This window comes from Acidovorax sp. KPB24-07 (genome assembly GCF_057543315.1).
In genome coordinates this window covers 1-20,943 of sequence record NZ_BAAJYS010000003.1, presented here as the reverse complement: position 1 = coordinate 20,943, position 20,943 = coordinate 1, and the positions used below count along the sequence as shown (strand labels likewise).

The window sequence follows — 20,943 nt, the reverse complement described above, 5'->3', positions numbered from 1 at the left end:
GTCACAGCGACTGCTCAATGATGCGACGTACTGCGGCAGCGACTTGATCGACGGGCTGGTCTGCATTCACGACGCGGCACCGTCGCGGGTCGTTGCGCGCAATCTCAAGCAACGCGCTTCGGATCGCTGAAAAATCCCGGGTTTTTTCCGCGGGGTCATCTTCTTGGTCGCAACGCAGCCTGCGGCGGCTTATAGCCACTTGCGGGGGCAGGTCAAGGATAAGCGTTAGATCTGGGAGTGTGGTTCCTACGACAATGTCGCAGGTGGCTTGAAAGAGTGGACGAAGATTCGTTTCAGACACAGACACCTGGAAAGCGGAGGTGGAGTCCAAGAATCGGTCGGACACGACCCAGGCTCCGGCGGCCAGAGCTGGCCGAATGACATTCTTGACGTGGTCGTAACGAGCAGCGCTGACCAAAAGGAGCTGCTCCGTTGGGTCCAGCGTGCGCTGAGGCCGCGTCAAGATCGCTCGCACCTCCGCACCTAGATGTCCTCCGTCTGGCTCCTTGGTCTGTAGTACGGACCGACCTGAATCACGCAGGTGCTTGACAATCCGCCAAACCTGCTCAGACTTTCCGCTTCCGTCGATGCCTTCAAAACTAATAAACGGCACTGCTTTCCTTCTAAAGCCGCAGTTCGCGGGTCGCTGCTCGAAATGAGGCGATCGAACACAGTGGCGTTCGTGTCGGCAGGCATGCTGTCGCCCAAGAAGCGCGATCATATGCTGGCTCGCCGGCAGCTCTACTTGAACTATGGCGCTCTCTCGCTTGCAACGATCCTGAATGATCAGGGATTCAAGACCTTGCTGGTGCACGGCGAGCATCGCGAGCCCAGCGAACTGCTCGATGCGCTTGTGCAAGACGGAACGTTGCCGTCCTCACTGCCGGTCATGCTGTCGATCCCGAGCTTCTACGCTCTCGGATGGGCGCAACGGTTTTGCAAGCTTGTCCGCCTCGCGGACCCCTGCGCAAAGATCATCGTTGGCGGGCGCTGGGTTGTCGGTCCGGATCCTGGCTGGCTTCGCAAAAAGCTTCCTGAAGCGGACTTGCTTATTCCAGGGCTGGCTGAGCCTGTCATAACGAGTTTGCTCACCGCCACGCCGATCGTGCGCCGGCTCTCCGCACCGACGCCGCAGTTCGTTCTGAACCATCGACTGGTCTCGGGGTTTGAGCGGTATCAGCCAAGCATTGAGGCGTCGCGAGGGTGTGGCATGGGGTGCAGTTTCTGCGAAGAACGAGACATCCCCCTCGAGAAGCTGCTGCCAGCCGAGCAGATCGCGGCCGCCTTGGCGATGATCGCGGGGCAGTACGGAACCAGCGATGTTCGCCCGTACCTGCAATCGTCGATGTTCGCGCCCAATCTGAACTGGAGCACTTGTCTGGTTAGCGCAGTGCGCTCACATGGCCTAGAAGTCAAGTGGCGCACAGAGAGCCGTGTCGATGCGCTGACGCCAGAGACTATCGCCTGCCTGGCCGAAGCCGGCATGAAGGTCCTGGACCTAGGGCTCGAGACCGCCTCTCCCACTCAGATCCTGAGCATGCGCAAATCGGCACACCCTGATCGTTACCTGCATCGAGCTTCCAAGCTCCTTAAGGCTTGCGGACAAAACGGAGTGGCTGCCAAAGTCAATGTGTTGCTCTACGCGGGAGAGACGGCCAAGACACTCACCGAGACGCGCTCATTCCTCGATGAACACAACGAGCACATTGCCGGCGTTTCAGTCGGCCCTGTGGTGGCCTACGGCCCTCCCAAGACTGCCAATATCTTGTTGCATGAATGGTCGGGTAGTGGCTGCGTCGCTGTGGACTCCCGCAGCACCGATGAGACGGGCATCACCCATGTTCACTTGAGCCGGGAAATGGATGCAGAATCGGCCGAGCTTGCCAGCTTGGACATGTCGCGGCGCTACATGAACGCAAACGCGTACTACCGCCTTAAGAGCTTTTCCTACTACCCTCGTGACTACACGCGCCATGACTTCGACCGCGACGTCGACGCAAGCGACAAGTCGAGACTGCCCTTCCGCCAATAGCTGAATGAGATCGCAAACACTCTGGTTTTTCAGCCCAAGCGGTGGCATTCTTCTTCCGAGCGAGGATGTGGGGGCGGGCGGTCTTCGTTGAAGTTGGGCGACTTGTACCGAGCGAAGTCGCTCGCGGCGCACGACGGCCGATGTCCGGTGTCAGCGACCTCAGACATTCGCGCGGCAAATCTGACCGTCCGCACTCAGCCTGAAGCTGACTTCGCATCAATCCACGGAATCACCTTAGACAGTGCTAACGAGGCGCACTACACTCAAAATGAATACGCCCATCGACATCCGTAGTCAGCACTTGAGCCAATAAAATTCGTGCCGGGCCTTATGTAGCTCTGCCTCAGCGCGGGATCTCGTTTCTCGATTGGCCGCGGCAGCACGACCTTCTAACTCAGGCAGCTGAAAGTCCAAAGACCTGCACCGTAACTTATCTCCGGATGAAAGCCTGGACCTTCGGCGTTCCAAATCCATTTGTTCGTGCGACATGCCCGTCAGAGGGCGGAAGCCATCGTCAAGTAGCTTACGGTGCTCATCACGCTGAACCTCGGCGCCTTTTCAAGTGACGCCGGTCATTTTGTTCACCCCTTGGGTTGGGGTGGCATCGATGATCTTTGCTCCCACGCAAGGCTCATGCGAATACCCCACCTTCCCATTTTGCTCACAGCGATAAACCGCCTGCTGCCCCTGTGCGGCCAGGGGCAACAGGGCGAGCCATAGAAGTCTTTGCACTTTTGTTCCCTCCCCCGGCCATTGTGCAGATGATCTTCACGATGCTTGCAAGGCTGGTCGGGTTGCAAGCCCAGTCACTTCAAGCGGTAGTGCCCACGCGCGCCTTCCTTCAAACGGCCTATTTGCTTCAGCCGACTGATCGCGACAGCGATTGAGCCTTTCGGAATGCCCGCCCCTTCTGCGATCGAGGCTTGCGTCATCTGCAACCAGGCGCTGCGAGTCAGTTCCCGCTCGAGGTACGTTAAGACCTTCTCGTCGTTGGAACTGAGCGATTGGGCCTTGGGCACTCCAGATGACTGGGTCTTGGTTTTGGAACTGGCCCGGACGCCTTTGACTGGAGTTGGCTTGACGACTGCATCCTCTGCCTGGGCCTGCTGACCAGGCGAAATCTGAGGTGATCTCCGCAGCGGCAAAGCCTGCAGCAATTGCAAGTCATTCTGAGCCAAAGAGGCGGCAGTTTGATAAGCCGTGCGAAGTTGTTCTTCGATGGCTTGGAGTTCGTGGGACAGGCGGGCCACGGTTCGAAGTTGGGCATAGGTGCGGTCAGCCTCGGCGCTGAATGGCAGGCTTGCTACGGTATCTACCACGCTCTGGGCGCCGGACCGAACCTCCTGAGCCATGGCTTGCTGGGCTGCATAGAGTGATTCACCGGCCTGTTGCAAAAGTGAAAGCGTGGAACGGCTAAGCATGAAGGGCCTCTCAAAAAGCAAAGCACTCACCAGGAGCACACCCTTGGATGGTGCCATAGGGCTTACGGAGCACTGACGCCCGCGCGTCCACTTCTGCGACCACGTCCAAGCGATATGTTGCAGAATGTTCTTCCTAAGCACACAGAGGCAGGGAGGGGGAAATGATCACATCACGTCGCCATCGCGCAACCAGTCTGTTCAGACTTTGCTCGGAGAAAAGCACTTCGGGGCAGGCCTTAAGACAGATGCTGGCAGTGCTGTCAGCGTGCCTTCTTTCCAGTGCGGCCCTCGCATTCCAGATCGCCCCGATGGGCTCCGAGTTCGAGGCGCGGTTGACCAACGAATCCGAAGCATCACTGGCGCGAACCGCGGACAGCCTGGGCATCATGATCAAAGGCCGGGTTCACGAAGAGATCACTCAGATTGGGATGGGCTGTCCAGTCGATGCATCCAGCTTGGCTTCCGATAAGACCTGTGGTTTGCGAGATCGCCCCTTTGCCTCGGCGTATGTCATCTACGGCGTTCGATGGAACGACCTGCCGCCCTTTCGGCTGTCGCCGGAGGAAGGGAATTGCACTTACCTCGGGAAGTCATGCAATGTGGCGCAGACCATCCGATTCTCTACACAGCCATTGTGTTGGTACTGCCTTTTCAAGGATGCGGAGAAGAAGGCGCAAAGCCGCGCCATTGTGGGATGCAGCAAGGAGAAAGGCGCGCTGCAGGGGAACGTGATGACGCGTTCGCATTTTGGGGATCTGCAATTTCTGCATGCGATGGCGAGCCAGGAAGGCGTGCATCCTGGAGCGACCCGTGCCAAAGTACTCGATTGGCTGGAATTCGCCTGGAAGGTCTCGTCACGAGAGATAAAGTCCGACACCTTCCTGCGAGACGTTCAGATCCCGACCGTACAAGAACACTTTGGATGCACAGAATGGCGCGTTGTCGACCTCTACATCCTGGGTCAACAAGACAAGCTGGGGCGGTATTTGCACCAAGTGGCCTTTGGCTCGGTGCTCCACACTGTGCAGGATTCGTTTGCTGGAGCCCATGTCTCTCGTGAAGCGCTGCTGCCTGGTGGCATGTGCTCAGAGACGGCCTATGAGGCCCCGCGCCGGATCGTGGAGTTTCACACCTACGGAGCGCAAGATGGGGCGCTGCACGACGAGCAAGATAGTCGCGAGGCGATGACCAAAGTCAGCGCGGCCGATCGCTGGCCAGATGCCATCGAGGCAACGCGCAATCTGGTGCAGTTCTACGAAGAGCGCGCGGGTTGGACCGATGTCCAGCCCTACATGCAGTGCCTGTTCGAGCTGGCCGATGATCGAAGAGATTCGTCGCCAGGAGCACCGTACAAGCGATCACCCTGAACTGCGGCGCTCTCACTGAGCGTTGTTGGCCCGTTGATGTGGAACTGCACCCGTTTCATCGGGAATGAACGTTCCGTCTTCGAGCAACCGTCCATGGACCACTGAGCCATCGGGAGAGGTCTTCCACGCTCGGTCCGGGTGATCGCCATCGAAGTTGACGAGATGCTGCCCCTGAAGGTGTTTCTTCCGGATCTCTTTACTTTCAGGCCCCACCAGCCAGATCAGGGCTTCGATCAAATCCTTCGGTTTCTCTTGCGCCTTGCTGTTCATCACGCTTTCCTCCAGTCGAGAACCATTGACCCATCAACACAAAACGCCTGTGTGACGAACCGCGTTTGCTGAGCCTGCACCGTCCAGCTCGTTCATTGATGAAAGCCTAACCAGCAGACCCGGCAGTGTCCAGAGGGGGGTCAACCGACAACGTACATCTCAAACCAGCCGAACTCCGGGAATGCGCTTCAGCGTGGCGTAGCATTGCTCCAACATGTCCAGTTGGTACTGCATGCCTCTGACCATGTTCTTGCCAGTGCGTCGCAATATGACGCCACCGCCGATGATGAGGATGCCCACGAAAACCAGGATGAGCGGAATCCCGATGATGATCATGGCGATGCCGCCCCAATGCATCAGCTTGCGAGCCTTCTCGATGTGCGCGACGGTGCCGCATCAAGGCCTGGTTCATGAACGGTACATCGTTAAAAGGACAGTCGCAGTAGTCGATCACATTGCGATGTCCCAGGTGCAGGTCCGCCTTAAGCCAGATCCTTTGCCCAGCCGTCCACGCACCGTGCAGGGCCTGACTGGTCCGGGTGATCCGCGCTTCATCAGCCGGATACAGCATGGCGTCATGGATGTCCAGCCCGGCGCACTCCTGACGTTCCAGTGTGTGGCGAAACAAGGCCAACGCTGCTTCGAAAGTCAGGCAACCCTCAACAGGAGGGGGTCAACGCGCAACGCGAGAGGGGTGTAGTCCCTCTGGTCAAAAGAGCTCCTGTTGGTATTGCGCGTCTGCCCCAATCTTCCTTCCAGTGTGCCCCGTGGAGCATCGGAATGCCCAGGAGCCTGAGGCCACCCCCAAGAACTGGAGCATCTTGCCGGTCTTACGCAGGCGCCCGGTTTTGCGAACAGCGTCCTCCGATTCACACGTCTTGATGTCGGCCGCATGCAACAGGCAAAGGTGCCGCTGGCCCTTCTTGCCATACCACCTGGATGCAACAATTTGCAACTCCAATATCTTCTGCTCTTTCGCGCCATCCGCGGTATTTCTATGCGCAAAGGACTATCGCCCAAGCATGCAAGCTTAGCAAATACGCCGTGTTAAGAGATACAAATTTGTGGGCAAGAATTACTAGCTAATGCACCGCAATCTTCACGTAGACGCGAGACCACACGGGCCATACGATGTAGAGATAAGCGCCTATTTCCATCTCTACCTATGCTCGCGTCACAGGACAACGTCAGCCAATGCTCCTATGCATCGGAGAGCCAACCACAGTTGACGTGGAGGGATTTTCATAGCGCAGGAATAACCGTTGCCGCTTGGGCGAAACAACGCGGATTCAGCCCGCGTCTCGTATATGAAATCTTGCGCGGCAACCGCAAATGCCTGCGCGGGCAAAGCGCACTTATCGCGGAGGCGCTGCACATGAAATAAGCGCAAATCTGCAAGTGGCTAAGAGCCACCTGTTTCGTGGATATCCACGAAAAAAAGACGGCCTCGGACTGCAATCCGAGGCCGCCTCACTCCGAGAAGCTTACCCCCAGAGATCTCTAACGGATCCAAATTTATCCGCCACCGTGCGGGGGGTCAAGTCTTCGTTTGTGCCGTTTTGTGGACTGCCATGGCAGGGCCACCATTTTCCCAAACCAAGAGACTTCAATGACCCTTTTCGACTTTTCCCCATAAGCATCTCCGCATGCAGCACTCGCCGTGGCGTCTCATGACGCACGGATAGCCATGTTCCTTCTCCTGCCATACAGCGGGAAGCTGACATAGCGCTGCATTACTCCCCTCTCACCCAAATGAACGAACGCAACTGCGTGCGGGCGATGGATTCGCTCGCCCTCAAGGAAATGAAAAATGAGAACCGAAAAGCGCTTCACACCTCAGGTCCTCGACCGCTTTCAAAGAGAAGAAAGAGGGACAGGAACTTACGCTGAGTACATTCCCTGGCATCGGATATCACGAGGTGATCCGTCGAGCAGAGGAAGATCGCATTTGATTGTCTGGAGGGATCGCCAGCGCGAACTTCTCTCTGACAAGGAGTGGACTGCGTTGAATTTCGCGGGCCTGCTGCCGAATCTAGTGGATCTTTTGGAGCAGTTCCCGCTGAGTCAGGAGAGTGCCCCGCATGAGCTTTCGCGCTGGCAACTGGGCCTCGGACTGAAGCGCTACGCGGGAACCCTTGAAATAGCTCGATCAATCGGCATCGAGCATCTGAAGCTTATCCGGGGAGAGCGGTCTCAAGCCTGGACCAGCAGCACAGACCTGTTACTCGTTCTTCGAAATCGCTACGGAGCGCTAGAACTCCTAGCTGTCTCCTGCAAACCGACTAGTACTCTTACCGGTCGTGCCAAGGAGCTTCTTCTTCTCGAAAAGACCTATTGGTTGCACAGGGGAGTGGAGTGGCTACTCATCACTCCAGATCAGTACGAAAAAGTGTCGGACTTACCCTGCGCCGAAGCTCGCCGTGGGGATTCGAGAGGCCTGCACCCGATGCGGAAATACGCATGGCTTGCAAAACAGTCCAATCTATGCATTGGCAGCGCTATTCAGACGCCATACAGAACCTGACTGATCGCTTCGGTGGGGATTCACATCGCCATAGAGCTCAGTGCGCGCTGTGGCAGGCTGTTTGGCGCGGTTTTCTCCCCGTGGATTTGCGCCGAGGCTGGAGGCCGCATCAACCCATAGCGTTGATCTCCGGGGAGGAGTTCACTTCTTTCAATCCCATCTTGGCACGGAGGTCAGCATGCATTTGATGCACAACCAATTGTTCAAGTTGCCCAAAGCCAATATTGGCCTCCCGGAAGGAATTTTTCGGATCATTGTCGATGATGCCATCGCCGACACCACTTTTTGCGTACTCATCAAACAAGAGGCTCCACGGGTCAAGATTCGCGGCGGTCGGCCCCGCATTGAAGACCGAGACTTAAAGCGCAAACGGCGCACCCCACAAATGGCTCTCGTGGGCACCCTATACAAAGTTTCCCGCAGAGATCTCCTGGACCTGATCGAAGCCCATGAGGTAATCGAGCTCAGTCTGGAACTTCCGGGGCACTATTACCAGGACATCGTTCAACCAAGCGCGCAAAATGCCTTCGACACGCGTTGTCGGGTTATGGAGGCATTTCTTGACAACGAGAAACTCAAGGAATCCATCCTAGTCCACGGGAGCTTAGCCGGGCTGGTCAGGAATGCATCTTCAACACACAAGGTCAGTCGATCGCTTGTGTACAAGCTTTGGTCCGTTCTTTGCACATTCGGACTCACAAAAGCCAGCCTCCGCACTCGCTGGGACAAGTGCGGCGCGCCTGGAAAACGGCGCGATCTTTCGGCCAGCGGCACGAGAAAGAAGGCCGGGAGAAAGACTTTTTCGCAGCGACTGTCAAAGCTGCTTTTCGGTTGCTGGGGGGAACCAGTTCAACCGGGAATGAACACTGTCTGGCGTGCAAAAATCATGCTGGCCGACAACGGAATTGCGAAACCCAAGCCGTCAATGCCAGAGCGCTACAAGCGCATCATCGCCAGCCATTTCACTACTGCTATGCGGTATGAGGACAATGGAGACATCGTCGCGATTGACTTGAAGGTTGGCCAGTACCCCAACAAAAAGCAGGTCAAACGGGTGCTAACCGAGGATGTAGAAGAGATCGAACGCATTCGCGAAAAGACCAGCAGCGGTCATTTCGAACGCGCGCTCCGCGGCTTGTCGGGCTACAGCTAGGAAGGTGCCGAGGGGCCAGGACTGATGTACGCCATCGACTCCACCATCGGGGATGTGTACTTGCGATCTTCGATCAATCCCAACTGGATCATCGGACGCCCGATCGTGTATGTCATCGTAGACGTTTTCTCCACGGCTGTCGTGGGCTTCTATGTCTGTCTCACAGGGCCCAGTTGGGACACTGCACAAGTCGCCATTTTCAACACAGTCGCATCGTCCAACCTGCTAAGCGATCTGTGGGAATACGACATGCGCCAGTCTCTGTTTCCGGCCCCTACCATGCCTGCAAGGCTACTCTGCGATCGAGGTGAGTATCTGTCCAAGCGGGCAAAGGCCACGGGCATGAAATTGCTCACCACTCTCAGCTACACCGCGCCCTTCCGCCCCTATCTGAAAGGCGTGGTGGAGGTCATGCACCGCATCATGAAGAACGTGCAGTACCACTTCATTCCAGGTGCGATGGATGCCCGGCGCAAAGAGTACGACTTGCGCCGATCTAACCCAGCGGCAGCGACCATGTCCGTCCGTCGGTACATGCAGTTTCTCCACGAGTGCTTCTACATCTACAACTTGACTGCAGACCGAAGCAATCGCTTGGATGCACACATGATCGCGCAAGGTGTGTTCCCTAGCCCAGCAGGGCTGTGGCGTTGGGGGCATGCCATGGGGATTGGCTTCTCTCGCGCACAGTCGCAAGCGGAATTGATCACGCAGCTGCTTCCCACGGGCGATGCACGCGTCACTCGGAACGGTGTCGTCTTTCACGCGAATCGCTATAGTGCGCCAATCGTAGAAACTGAGCAATGGACAACTCGCGCACGATCAGTCCGGGGCAGCTGGGAAATCCCGGCCCAGTACTACCCAGGCTCAGTTTCACGCATCTGGACTCCGTACGAAAGCGGAAATGGCCTGATCGACCTCACAATCTCCGACCATTCCCGGGCCGATCCCGCGCTCACCCATGACGAGATGGTTGACGCATTTGCGTTCCAAAAACTCAAGGCTGCCGACGTTGAACACCAACGAGTGCAGGAAGCGGTGCTTGGCTACTACCGCATGGAGTCTATCCGCAAGCAAGCCATTGAGGAGACACGCGCTGCACGTCAACGCGCGCGGGGGCTCACTCCCACAATCCGTGAAGCTCGTGCAATCGAAAATGAGTTTGCTGGTCAACTGATGGTGGGTGAAGTCCGCGGAACGGCAAAGACACGCTCGGAGTCCAAATCCAACTATGACGCGATGATGGGCGACTTGGTCCAAGCAATGGATGCGGAGGCCATGCATGACTAAGCACGCACCCGAAACCGTCGCAGTGCGCGACCCTTACGCAGGAAATTCACTCATCGCCCAGCTTGGACTTATACGCTCACGGCCCGACGCACTCAAAGCATTGGTGGAGTTTCCAGCTCGTCCACCCAAAGACATTGCCTCTATTCCGCGCCACGTCCGCCTACACATGCTGATGAGTGTTCGCGATCTGCATGTACCCAGTTTGGAAGAGCTGCAGTTGTACGAAACGATGGACATGATGATCTGTCAGAACTACCACCACCTGCAACCTTCGTCATCTAGTACATGGAGCATGATCAGCGGCGAGGAGGCCCGCTTCAGGCCGCCTGTGACGGCGCCAACCTATGGTGCAGCGGTTGTGGGTGTTTCCGGCTCAGGCAAGACACAAGCGATTCGCAGATGCCTCTCTACATTCCCTCAAACTATCCAGCACACTTCATTTTTCCGGATGGTCAACGGCTTGCAGCAGGTGGTTTGGCTCTCGCTGGATGTTCCTGCGGGGGGCAAAGCCACCGATCTAGCAGCGGCGCTGATGACCGCATTTAAGAAGGCCACAGGCAGCACCCGCTTTGACAAGACATTGGCTGGTGAATGGCGCAACGGGCCACAAATGCTGGACGAGTGGCGGCAAGTCGCCTCCAGTCATTTTCTTGGCCTTCTGCACCTGGACGAGATTCAGAATCTGTTCAAGCTTTCTACGCTCAAGTCCAGAAGCAAAAGAAAGCTCGGTGAACCTCCGCCAGAGCTGCGCATCATTGATGATCATTCCCTCAAGTGGATTCTGACGGCGTTGAACGAATGGCAGATACCGCTGCTAGTTTCGGGTACTCCAGACGGGTTTGGTGCACTGACCAGGCGCCTGAGCAACACAGAACGCATCGTCACCTCGGGGTACCACGCCTTCAAGCATTTCTGGGCAGATCATGATGCGGCGTTCCGTCAGCACTTTCTGCCAAGACTCGGACACTACCAGTACGTCGCTCGCCCAGTAGCTATCACTGAAGAATTGGGTGACCTGATACTTGAAAAAACCGCCGGGGTACAGCGCTTGATCATCGCACTTTGGATTGCCGCTCACCGCGTGGCGTTCGAGCGCAATGATGACGATCTTCGTCTCGATGACTTCAAGGTGGCTGCAGATACCTATCTGGCACCAGTGGCTCAGGCCGTTGCTGCGCTTCACAGCAATGACCCAGGACGGCTGTCAATGTACGAAGACCTTTCTCCGCAGGACCACAGCTTTTGGGCTCAGTTCTGGAGCAACATTTCGCGGAACTGAGGGGTTGCCAGCACAGCCCCTTGCTCCAGTCTGACGGGGAGGCGACCTTTCGCTTGGCGCGCCCTTGGCCGGATGCTTGTCTTCAGACTCATCCGCCCAAGGGCTATTGCCATTTTTGGACTACATTGGCGCATCAGTGCATCAAAACGAGCCTCAGTCACACCCGCTATCTTCAAGCAGGACGTGTAGGGTAGCTTGTCCAGGTAGTACGCTTTCAACGCTGCGACAGGCCCAACATCAGCCGTCTCATCCCACTCAGGTAGGCTGGGTAAACCAAGATCACACAGAGCCTTTCGTACCGTATGAAGCGGTAACTCAAGCAGCTGCGCGACTGCTGAATGAACTCCCTTCGCTGCGACGTACTGCGCCAGCAAATCATCTACTCCTGGAACACTCGGTTTCGCTAACCGTGGCCGCCATGACGGCGCTACTTGCCCATTGCAGGCTTCAACCAAGGCGTGTAAGGCTTGGTCTGCGCTCTCAAACAAGACAGACAGCACGAGCAGGTAGGCGATCACAGACGAGGCTGATTTGCGCAGGTAGAGGGTTCCATCCACTTGGTGGAGATAGGTACCTGGATCTTTTGCAATCACTTCGTGAAATACGGTACCAAGCCACTGCTCTGGAAACAGCTCTTTGATTCGATCACTGATCAGTGTCCCTTGATTCGAACAAGCGTTAGGTTTGAACCCCTGCGCACTCCCCGTATCGCGAAGAAGTGGAGCGATGAGGGCAACATCGAGAGGAACCGGACGATCATAGAGACCGGCGGCAAGTTCTAAAAACCGATCCACATGAGCATTTTTGACTGCAGGCGTTACCCACTCTTGGGGTATTTGCTCTGATTTCCCGACATAGGCTGCAGGGGAGTCAAGGAAAGGATCTTTTCCGGCAACGAAGCTCAGTGGCTTCGAGTGTTTGGAACACCACAGCTGACCTGGAGTTTGCAAGTCTCTGCGCCAATAAGCGGTCCCATGAAACTGAATATCGGCTCGCACGCATTCCTCGCAGAAGAAGGCCGCCGGATACTTTCGCAGTGTGCCACTGACATACAGCAGGCTTGTGCGTTCACTACATCCATGCACAAGCTTTGGAAGATAGGAGGTAATCCCTCTGCGCAACGGCAGGGTCGTGTGACGCTGCGCGAAGTGCTCGGTAGTCATTCCCGCCATCCTGCTGAGAAGCTCGTGCGTTGTGAGGTCGCGGCGTGACCGCCCTTCCTCACCAAAATGCGCAGCCATCGCCTCCACCGCGTCCTTCGGAGTGCGGTACCCATTGATCCGCATGATCCGCCCCAAGTAGCCTCGGTCCATCTCTTCTGGCAATGGCGCTGGCTGCACAAGCATGTTCATCAGCTGTCTCCGTATCAGATCAAGCGGGTTTGAGAATCGCCAGGGATCGAATCACGGCAGCCAGTGCCTTTGCATGCGACGCAGACCCGTCCCAAGTGGCCTGAAGGGCCTCGATCAACTCGCGATTGCTGCGAACGCTATCGGCGCTGACACCACTCTCGAAGCGCTCAACAAAAAGGCAAACCTCTTCAAACAGACGTGAGGCTCTGACGCCCTCTCCTTTGAGGATGCGGCTCACTTGAGATTGACTGGCCCCTACGTGGGCGGCGATGTCCGCTTGGGCTATTCCATGGACCGAGCAAATACGACGAGCATTTGCTGCGCGTGCACGGATTTCCGATTCGATCATGCATTAAGCATACACTGATGCATATATGCATATCAAGTACGAAGCTAAATCGACAATGGATGGGTCTCAGCGAAAGAGATCGTGGGACGGAAGATGGGCACTCAGAGCTGCTTTGATGGCTTCAAGAGTGCGCGGCAGTCGGGGCAGTTGGGCCTGCTTCGCCCGCAGGTCAGGTATTTGCTGGAACAACTGCCAGAGGTGTATGCGCGAGACGCCCTGATCCTCCATCAGGTGCAACGCTGCTTCACGAACCAGGATGCATAGATGCTCATCTCGGGCTACCCAATCCACTGAGGGCGGCCTTGAGCGCTGGGATTCCGGAAGTGGGTCCGGTTTGTTCGAGTTCAACCAGGCACGGTCGTTTCGATAGAGCCACGCATAGGTGCGTGGGTCCATTGTGCGAATCCACTTGACCCCGAGATGTCCTGAGGACTGCAACAGTTCAAGCCAAAGATTTCGAGCATGGGCCCTCGCTTTTTCGCTTCGCGCTTCAGACCATTCTGCATGCAGCTTTGCATCACTGAGTAGTAAACGGGTGATCGTCCCAACAGAGACTCTGGCTCGAGATGCCACTTGTTCTTTGTCAACCCCCTTGCGTAGCTCCCGGATGGCTTTAGCACGCACATCCGTCGATAGCTTCTTTGGTCGACGTGAAATCGCTATCCCTGCCTTTGCAGCCCAAATGAGCGCTGTTTGCGGGTCAACACCAACAAGGCTCGCTGCCTTGCGCACCGATTGCCCCTCTTCCTGAATGAGACGATGCAGGTGGGCCATTCGCGGGTCAATGACGGGGAATCCGGGCAGCACCGTGTTTAGGACGGTTGATTGGGAGTGAACACCCTTGGATTTCATTGCGAGATCGAACCGCAGTGCGGTGCAGAACAGCCAATGGATGAGGAGCAGGTGCCTGAGTGGATGTGTTCCAGAGCGAGGTGGCCTTAGCAATCGACCCAATTGCGTCGCCATCCCTTCCTCGTCTTGGGCAAGCGACGCAAACTCCGGAATGCACCTGAGTGGCTCGCAGTAGTTGAGGAAGGCTGTCGCGATCTGTCCAGTGCGCAAGCTTGCGGCACCAGCAACCCATCCACGCGCCCGAAATTCTTCGCGGTAGACCTCGTACAGATCTCTCAACAGCAGTGGCTCGAATGCTCCTGATTGAACAAGATGCTCAATGAGCTCCGCGAGGCTCAACAACAAAGAGCACGAAGCTATTTCAGGGGACTTCGCGCTTGCAGAATGCAAGTCAGCCAAGCGCGGCAGGAGCCATTGGAAGCGCTCGACTCCATTGGCTTTAAGGGCTGATTGAAGCAACGGCTGCTGGTGTGCCGTACACATCCACACGCCCGGGAACTGGTGCTTCAAATGCCAATAAGCCCATCCAGTCTCGCGGAGGTCTTGCTCCATACATTGCGGGCAGGCCTTGAGGGGATGGTTGGCGCGAAATCGGCTTGTGAGGATGCCCAGCCGCAGCTTCAGATGGGCCACACTGGCACCGGACATACATGCGACAGCGTTTGCAGTCTCGTCTGGGGGGGCGAAGGCCGCGTAGAAATTGAGCAGTGTCCGCTCTCTCGCAATGGAATCGACCTCACCAAGCAATGCATTCGTGCGCTGCGCGAAGGCACCAAGACTGTTGGGTAGATCATGGTGGACACCAGCACGTGCGCTGCCGAACATCAGTTGGCAGGTTTGCACAGATGTGACATGCCCCCAAAGCTGGTGATGACGGCTAACCAGACTGAAGAATGTCTCGCCAGGCAGCCAGGACAGGAGCTGGTACTCGGGAAAGAGTTTGTCCGTTTCTGGCATCGCGGTAGGCTATGCCGAAGGAGGACGCTGTGCAAGGTGTCTTGCTTTGGTGGAGTGCGCCTCACCGCTGCTGGTCACCTAGGCTGAAGGACCTGATCGATGTCTGCAATGCAGCGAGGCTGTGTGAAAACTCGATGCGATGGGCATCACTCCGAAGCTCTAACTCTCAGATGGGCTCAGGTTGCATTTTCTCGAATGGGCCAAGGGGTCGAGGTCCCATGAAAACACGGCCGAACGGAGTTTTCACACAGCCTCCAGCGAATGCTATCGGCCAACCGGAGCAGTCGTGCGGCAGCGATATGCCAACTCCAGACAGTCAGAGGTGCTGCCAAGATGCGTAGACAGTGCGTTGAAACTGAGGAAACTGGACGCGCGCCGTCGACATTTCTGCGGAATGCGTTCGGGAGATGTTTTTTGTATTAGAAAGCAATTGGCACTGCCGTGGTGCCTACGTCGTGGAAGCGACGCCCATCCCTGCTCTTCTCTTGCCAGCACGCCTCCACCTGAAGCGAATCAAAGAAAGCTGCCCAGCACAACCGAACGTGGTGATCGATTCAGGGACCTCGTGTGCGATCTGCTTAGGACTAAGTATCCCAACTTGCGAGTGGAAGTCCGCGAGTCCGGCACCAAGGTGGACATCCGCTTCACACGCGAAGACTTCGGAAAGACCGAGATCTGGGCCGTGGAATGTAAGGACTACAGCAGTCGTCTAGACAAGAGCTATGTGTCCTCCCAGATATATCCGCAGTACCAGGTCATGCTCGACAAGGGACGGATCAACCGAATCCTGATCGTCAGTCGCAGCGGAGTCTCCACAGACGCACAGGAACTCATCGATGACTGGCGTGGCGCTTCGCACCTGACCTACGACCAGCTGGCCGAGTCAGTCTTCGGCATCAAGCCCTACATTACGCATCTGGCTGCGCTGCGACCCACTGATCTGACCGAATATGTCGAAGCGCGACTAGAGGGCTTCACAGAACCAGCCATCCAGATCGTCGAGAACTGGCTACGAAGCGATGAAGGGCCAAGTCGGGCGATCCTGGGTGGATATGGCCAGGGCAAGTCCAGCTTTGCCAAGCGCCTTGCCGCTCACTGTGCCAATCTGCACTTGGCCGACCCTACCGCCCGCATGCCCATCCTTCTGCGATTAGGTGAGGTGGTGCATGAGACCCAGCTCGAGGGACTTTTTGGCAAGGAGTTCACCTCACGTTTTCCTTGCGCGGGATACCAGTATGCGACCTTGGAGTACCTGAACAAGCAAGGCCGTCTGTTCATCATCCTGGATGGATTCGACGAGATGAAGCACGCCATGACAGCTGCGGACTTTCTCAACAACTTCCGCGAATTCAACAAGCTGTTAGTGGGCAAAGCAAAGGTGTTGCTGTTGGGAAGGCCCAATGCGCTGCCTTCCGATGAGCGAGATATGGTCTTTCGCGGCATGACCAAGGTTGGCGGTCAACTCGTCGCAAGCGCGGACTATCCCTCTTGGCATGAGTGGAAGATGGCTTTCTTCAACGCAGAAGAGACCTCCCGGCTTCTGACATCCAGCCTGCAGGTCAACCAAATCAAGCACGAAGAAAGCAAGCGCTATTGCTACCAATCGAACTTCATCGAGAGGCGTCGCGAAGAGATTTTTGCGCAGGTGCCTGAGGATCTGCTACGCCGTCCCGTCCATGTGCAACTCGTCGCGGATGCAGCTGCTGATCCCAACTTCGATCTGCGAGGGTTCAATGCGCACCGCTTGTATGAGCATTTCATCAGCAATATGGTCCAGCGCGACACGGTGCAGAAGGCCGCGCGCAGGCCCATCGCCTTAGAGGCCCGCCTGCAGTTCCAGCGCGAACTCGCTTGGTGGGCTTGGCGTAAGCCTGACGGCACGCAGGGCAGCTTCTACCGGCGCGAACTGCCGGACTTCCTTTTCCATGACCTGCCCAACGGCAACAGCGCTGATCAGGAGGGAAAACGCAATGAGTACATCGTCTCGACCTTGACGGAGGAGAAAGAGTCCGGCGTGCTTTTCTTCGCGCACCGGTCCTTCCAGGAATTTTTTGGTCGCAGAACGCATGCGTTTGGTAAAGCCTTCGCCAGCGGCACATGCCGACTATTCCAACAGCTTGACCGATGATGTGGCCGCCTTTCTACGCTTGGCACCGGATCAGGGGTTCATCCTGGACTGGTACACGACGTTGCAAGGTGCTGCGGGCCCCATCGCCTTGGGCTACCTTGATTTCTTTGCTTCGTTCGAGGAAATCAGCCACCAGATCACTACACACACGTTGTCTGGAGATGTCACTGCCGTGGATGCGTGGAGCGCAATCATCCTGCACCACGCTACTCGGAAACGCACAACTGGGGCGCTAGAGCCTGCGCGCCTAAACACCATCATGGCGAGTCTCCTCAAACAGGGCAATGTCGGCGCGGCCGCAGTCGCAGCCCTTTCCCTACTGGCGGACTGCAACGAAGCCGAGGGTGGTCAGGATCAGTTACGTGCCCAGATTGTTGGTGCAGTGATCGAGCGCTGCCTCCGTATGGCGCGGACCGATACCGCCAAAGGAAACCTACTTATTGACAAGGCTGAAGCTGACTTTTCCTCAGAGTGGATGGCCACACTCGAGAAAGCTGCCGCCAAGCATGCGCATACAGACATGACGGTCAGCTGCGGGTTCGACACATTGGAGCGCTTGTGTGCCTTGCAACTGCAGGGCAAGAGCAAAGCCCCCCGAATTGGGGCCGCGCCAGTCAATCCGATCACCCTGAACGACGCCCCCATGGGGCTCGGCGTGATACATGACGTTCCGGCCCGTCAGATATTTAGGTATGTCGACGAGGGCCTTGTTAAAGATCATGGCTCCTACCTGCGTGCAAGACATGAGCGTTTTCCCATAGTGCTCGTCGACGTTCGCTCACGGAACTTGCGTGCCCGATAGCTGCAGCTGCCATAGCCGGGTCATGACGCCTTGCAGGATTTGCCTTGTCCAACAGATGCAGCGAAATAGCGGCGTTTAGCTCGCGGTCTCTGCGACCGCCAATTCTAGGCATCCGCTTGAGAAATGATCCTGCCTTTAATTGAGGGCGGCTTTGCATTGATGCCTGACAGCTTCCCTGGTGTCTGCTCTTGGGCGAAGCGGCCGTTCGTAGCGGAATGGGTCAACGGCCGCTCCCAGCCTCTTGCAGTCATTGGAGCGTTTAGGGGCTGCTCGGACTGCAAGAACTTCTAGAAAAACCAAAGAAAAAGAGCGCTCAAACTGAGCGCTCTTTTTTTATATAGCAACAAGCCCAAACAGGGCTGCGGTTTGCTTCGTATTTCTAGGTCGTCTTTACCCGTCGAGTTCGAGTTTACGACTTTACGGTTACAAATGGCCGCCCCTCAAACCCGCATGAATGCTGGAGGCTTGTTTACGACTTTATTTGCGTGTTTACGACTTTAATTACCCAGAATACGCGTGTCGGCCGCCGCAGGCACTCACTCCACCGTCACGCTCTTGGCCAGATTGCGGGGCTTGTCCACATCCGTCCCCCTGGCACAAGCCGTGTGGTACGCGAGCAATTGCAGTGGCACCACATGCAGCAGCGGCGACAGCGGGCCGTAATGCTCGGGCATGCGAATCACGTGCAGGCCCTCGCCGCTTTCGATCCGTGTGTCGCCATCGGCCAGCACATACAGCACGCCTCCGCGCGCGCGCACTTCCTGCATGTTGCTCTTGAGCTTTTCCAGCAGCGTGTCGTTGGGCGCGACGGTCACGATCGGCATGGCGCTGGTCACCAGGGCCAGGGGGCCGTGCTTGAGTTCCCCTGCCGGGTAGGCCTCGGCATGGATGTAGCTGATTTCCTTGAGCTTCAAGGCGCCTTCGAGCGCAATGGGGTAGTGCAGCCCGCGCCCCAGGAAGAGCGCGTTTTCCATGCGCGCGAAGTCCTCGGCCCAGCTGATGATCTGCGGCTCCAGCGCCAGCACGGCCTGCAGCGCGACGGGCAGGTGGCGCATGGCTTTCAGGTGCTCGGCCTCCTGGTCGTCGGTCAGGCGGCCGCGCGACTGCGCGATGGCAAGGGTGAGCAGGAACAGCCCCGCCAGCTGGGTCGTGAAGGCCTTGGTCGAGGCCACGCCGATCTCGACGCCCGCACGCGTGATGTAGGCCAGCTTGCATTCGCGCACCATGGCGCTGGTGGACACGTTGCAGATGGTGAGCGTGTGCAGCATGCCCAGGCTTTGCGCGTGGCGCAGCGCGGCCAGCGTGTCGGCCGTTTCCCCCGACTGGCTGATGGTGACGACCAGCGCGCGCGGGTTCGGCACGCTGGTGCGATAGCGGTACTCGCTGGCCACTTCCACCTGGGTGGGAATGCCGGCGATGGACTCCAGCCAGTACTTGGCCGCGCAGCCGCTGTAGTAGCTGGTGCCGCAGGCCAGGATGAGCACGGAGTCGATCTCCTTGAACACGCGCCAGGCGGCGGCGCCGGGCTCGCCGTCCGGGCCGGGCGCACCGTCGAACAGCTCGGGCACGATGCCGCGCACGCCCTCCAGCGTGTCGGCAATGGCGCGGGGCTGCTCGAAAATCTCCTTTTGCATGTAGTGTCGGTAGGGGCCCAGCTCGGCGGCGCCGCTGTGCGCCTGCACGGTGCGCACCGGGCGCCGATGGGCCTCCAGCGGCTGCCCGCCCTTGCCCACGATCCAGTAGCGGCCCAGTTGCAGGTCCACCAAGTCGCCCTCTTCCAGGTACACGATCTGGTCAGTCACCCCAGCGAGCGCCATGGCATCGCTGGCCAAGAAATGCTCGCCCTCCCCCACGCCCAGGATGAGCGGCGAGCCGGCGCGTGCACCCACCACGCGGTGGGGTTCGTCCTTGTGGATGACGGCGATGGCATAAGCGCCATGCAACTGGGTGACGGCGGCCTGAACGGCCTGGAACAGGTCGCCGCTGTAGTGGCTGTCCACCAGGTGGGCGATGACTTCGGTGTCCGTCTGGCTGGTGAAGGTGTAGCCACGTGCCTGCAGGGCGGCGCGCAGCTCTTCGTGGTTTTCGATGATGCCGTTGTGCACCAGCGCCACGCGGCCCAGGCGCAGCGGCTCATCCGCCGTGGGATCGCCCGTGCCCGTGCCGTGGCTGAAGTGCGGATGGGCGTTGTGCACCGCGGGGGCGCCGTGCGTGGCCCAGCGGGTGTGGGCGATGCCGGTGGCCCCCTCGACCTGCTCGGCGTTCACCTGCTCGAGCAACTCGGCCACGCGGGCCGTGCTGCGGGCGCGGCGCAGGCCGCCCGTGCGGGAGGCGCCCAGGCTGGCATCGTGGATGGCCACGCCGCAGGAGTCGTAGCCGCGGTACTCCAGGCGCTGCAGGCCCTGCACGAGGATGGGGACGATGTTGCGCGTGGATACCGCGCCGACGATGCCGCACATGGACGATCTCCTGAAAGGAATGTGGATGGGCGATGGTAGGCAGGGCGTCAAGAAATATGTATAAATTATACAAACAATATTTGGAATTAAATTTCCCGCAGAACAACCATTGAAATTTAATTCCATAAAATTAAATCCATGGAATTATTATTTCTCGACGACACAGACCTTCAACTGCTGAACGCCCTGCAAGACGATGCCACGGCCAGCAATCAGGACCTGGCCGCAGCGGTTCGCGTGTCGCCTCCCACCTGCCTTCGCCGGGTCAAGCGCCTGCGCGAGGCGGGCCTGATCGAGCGGGAGGTGGCCCTGGTCCAGCCCGATGCCCTGGCACGGCACCTGGGCCACGGCATCACCGCGATCGTGGAAGTGACGCTGGACCGGCAGGACACCGAACGCCTGGCAGCCTTCGAGCAGCGCATGCAGCCGGAAACCGCGGTGCAGCAGTGCTACCGCGTCTCGCCGGGGCCCGATTTCATCCTGGTGATCTACGCGCAGGACATCCCGGGCTATCTGACCCTGGCCCAGCGCCTGTTTTCCAGCGACGGCAACGTGCGCAACGTGAAGGCCTTCTTCAGCCTCAAGCGCAGCAAATTCGAGCCGAAGCTGCCGTGCGTGCGTCCGGAGAGCCCGCCCCCCCGCACGCCATGAGCCGCCGGACGGGCGCGGCGGCCATCGCCGCGCTCAGCTGGCAGCGGCGTCCGGCCC

At 57.9% G+C, this 20,943-nt stretch carries 18 protein-coding genes; 10 read left to right on the top strand and 8 right to left on the bottom strand.

Annotated elements, in window-relative coordinates; translation table 11 throughout:
* Position 1: 1 nt before the first annotated feature.
* A complete protein-coding gene (gene tmk, locus AC27IQ_RS00940; RefSeq protein WP_487087501.1) occupies positions 2–613 on the bottom strand; it encodes a dTMP kinase in 612 nt (203 codons plus the stop codon).
* Between tmk and AC27IQ_RS00935 the strand changes: the two genes are divergently transcribed.
* Positions 542–2,032, top strand: a complete 1,491-nt coding sequence (locus tag AC27IQ_RS00935) for a B12-binding domain-containing radical SAM protein (protein ID WP_487087499.1) — start codon at positions 542–544, stop codon at positions 2,030–2,032. The genes tmk and AC27IQ_RS00935 overlap by 72 nt on opposite strands.
* Before the next feature lie 806 nt (positions 2,033–2,838).
* On the opposite strand, the gene AC27IQ_RS00930 is transcribed toward AC27IQ_RS00935, so the two are convergent.
* Positions 2,839–3,453: a hypothetical protein gene (locus AC27IQ_RS00930; RefSeq protein ID WP_487087497.1), complete on the bottom strand. Its 615-nt coding sequence runs from the start codon at positions 3,451–3,453 to the stop codon at positions 2,839–2,841.
* A gap of 245 nt (positions 3,454–3,698) precedes the next feature.
* On the opposite strand from AC27IQ_RS00930, the gene AC27IQ_RS00925 reads away from it, so the two are divergent.
* Positions 3,699–4,820: a hypothetical protein gene (locus AC27IQ_RS00925; RefSeq protein WP_487087495.1), complete on the top strand. Its 1,122-nt coding sequence runs from the start codon at positions 3,699–3,701 to the stop codon at positions 4,818–4,820.
* Positions 4,821–4,832: 12 nt separating this feature from the next.
* Here the strand turns inward: AC27IQ_RS00925 and AC27IQ_RS00920 are convergent, their stop codons facing one another.
* Entirely contained in the window at positions 4,833–5,090 is a 258-nt protein-coding gene (locus AC27IQ_RS00920; protein WP_487087493.1) for a hypothetical protein, read from the bottom strand.
* Positions 5,091–5,249: 159 nt separating this feature from the next.
* Positions 5,250–5,447: a hypothetical protein gene (locus tag AC27IQ_RS00915; RefSeq protein WP_487087491.1), complete on the bottom strand. Its 198-nt coding sequence runs from the start codon at positions 5,445–5,447 to the stop codon at positions 5,250–5,252.
* Positions 5,448–6,255: 808 nt separating this feature from the next.
* On the opposite strand from AC27IQ_RS00915, the gene AC27IQ_RS00910 reads away from it, so the two are divergent.
* The 5 genes from AC27IQ_RS00910 (at position 6,256) to AC27IQ_RS00890 (ending at position 11,336) form a co-directional block, all read left to right on the top strand.
* Positions 6,256–6,474: a helix-turn-helix domain-containing protein gene (locus tag AC27IQ_RS00910; RefSeq protein ID WP_487087489.1), complete on the top strand. Its 219-nt coding sequence runs from the start codon at positions 6,256–6,258 to the stop codon at positions 6,472–6,474.
* 426 nt (positions 6,475–6,900) lie between these two features.
* A complete protein-coding gene (locus AC27IQ_RS00905; protein WP_487087487.1) occupies positions 6,901–7,614 on the top strand; it encodes a PDDEXK family nuclease in 714 nt (237 codons plus the stop codon).
* Between the two features lie 178 nt (positions 7,615–7,792).
* Complete coding sequence (locus AC27IQ_RS00900) at positions 7,793–8,767, top strand: hypothetical protein (protein WP_487087485.1); 975 nt, start codon at positions 7,793–7,795, stop codon at positions 8,765–8,767.
* A gap of 24 nt (positions 8,768–8,791) precedes the next feature.
* Entirely contained in the window at positions 8,792–10,057 is a 1,266-nt protein-coding gene (locus AC27IQ_RS00895) for a hypothetical protein (protein WP_487087483.1), read from the top strand.
* Positions 10,050–11,336, top strand: coding sequence for an AAA family ATPase (locus AC27IQ_RS00890; protein ID WP_487087481.1), 1,287 nt, complete (start codon positions 10,050–10,052; stop codon positions 11,334–11,336). The genes AC27IQ_RS00895 and AC27IQ_RS00890 overlap by 8 nt, the downstream gene beginning before the upstream one ends.
* Here AC27IQ_RS00890 and AC27IQ_RS00885 read toward each other — a convergent pair.
* From AC27IQ_RS00885 to AC27IQ_RS00875, 3 genes are all read right to left on the bottom strand, one after another.
* Positions 11,306–12,688, bottom strand: a complete 1,383-nt coding sequence (locus AC27IQ_RS00885) for a TniQ family protein (protein ID WP_487087479.1) — start codon at positions 12,686–12,688, stop codon at positions 11,306–11,308. The two genes, AC27IQ_RS00890 and AC27IQ_RS00885, sit on opposite strands and share 31 nt — an antisense overlap.
* A gap of 19 nt (positions 12,689–12,707) precedes the next feature.
* The gene (locus AC27IQ_RS00880) at positions 12,708–13,037 is read right to left on the bottom strand and encodes a hypothetical protein (RefSeq protein ID WP_487087477.1); all 330 of its coding nucleotides are present in this window, start codon (positions 13,035–13,037) and stop codon (positions 12,708–12,710) included.
* Positions 13,038–13,103: 66 nt separating this feature from the next.
* Entirely contained in the window at positions 13,104–14,846 is a 1,743-nt protein-coding gene (locus AC27IQ_RS00875) for a TnsD family Tn7-like transposition protein (protein WP_487087475.1), read from the bottom strand.
* Between the two features lie 394 nt (positions 14,847–15,240).
* On the opposite strand from AC27IQ_RS00875, the gene AC27IQ_RS00870 reads away from it, so the two are divergent.
* Both AC27IQ_RS00870 and AC27IQ_RS00865 read left to right on the top strand, forming a co-directional pair.
* Complete coding sequence (locus tag AC27IQ_RS00870) at positions 15,241–16,974, top strand: NACHT domain-containing protein (protein WP_487087578.1); 1,734 nt, start codon at positions 15,241–15,243, stop codon at positions 16,972–16,974.
* Positions 16,964–17,776, top strand: a complete 813-nt coding sequence (locus tag AC27IQ_RS00865; protein ID WP_487087473.1) for a hypothetical protein — start codon at positions 16,964–16,966, stop codon at positions 17,774–17,776. Before AC27IQ_RS00870 ends, AC27IQ_RS00865 begins: the two co-directional genes overlap by 11 nt.
* 536 nt (positions 17,777–18,312) lie before the next feature.
* Here the strand turns inward: AC27IQ_RS00865 and glmS are convergent.
* A complete protein-coding gene (glmS, locus tag AC27IQ_RS00860; RefSeq protein ID WP_284429767.1) occupies positions 18,313–20,235 on the bottom strand; it encodes a glutamine--fructose-6-phosphate transaminase (isomerizing) in 1,923 nt (640 codons plus the stop codon).
* Positions 20,236–20,373: 138 nt separating this feature from the next.
* On the opposite strand from glmS, the gene AC27IQ_RS00855 reads away from it, so the two are divergent.
* Complete coding sequence (locus AC27IQ_RS00855) at positions 20,374–20,886, top strand: Lrp/AsnC family transcriptional regulator (protein ID WP_487087471.1); 513 nt, start codon at positions 20,374–20,376, stop codon at positions 20,884–20,886.
* Positions 20,887–20,943 lie beyond the last annotated feature (57 nt).